General features: G+C 57.6%; 1 pseudogene. It reads right to left on the bottom strand.

What is annotated here, in order from left to right:
- Positions 1-68 precede the first annotated feature (68 nt).
- Positions 69-394 (bottom strand): annotated as a pseudogene (locus DW640_RS24480) (hypothetical protein); the annotation flags it as partial.

Raw genomic sequence — 394 nt, 5'->3', positions numbered from 1 at the left:
AACCGGAAGGCGGCAGGGCGGATATGGAAAGCATCCTGAATGATGCTTTCCATTTCGTCCGGCTCACGCTACATCTTCAATCCCCGTTTTCGCTCCTGCCGGATGTCGGAGAAGGAGAAGCCTCCCGTCTCCTTGTCGAACTTCACCGACTTGTCCTTCTGCACGCCGCCCGGCGTCTCCATCCGTTTCACATTCAGCGGCTTCCCGTTGTAGAAGTCCGTCATTTGCCGGTAGCTGAACTTTTCCCCCGTCAGGCTTTCCATCAGGCTGTTCAGCGTGTAGATGCTGTCTTGGTTATGCACGCTCTCCGGCACGAACTCCGGGTGATTCTTCACTATGTCCGGGTACAGCGTCTTCGCCATCAGGCAGACCTCCGGCGAGCGTTCCGCCCACG

Source organism: Bacteroides sp. AM23-12 (assembly GCF_003434395.1).
Taxonomy (GTDB): Bacteria; Bacteroidota; Bacteroidia; order Bacteroidales; family Bacteroidaceae; genus Bacteroides; species Bacteroides thetaiotaomicron.
The sequence above is the reverse complement of the archived record's forward strand: the minus strand, read 5'-3'. Positions and strand labels throughout refer to the sequence as shown.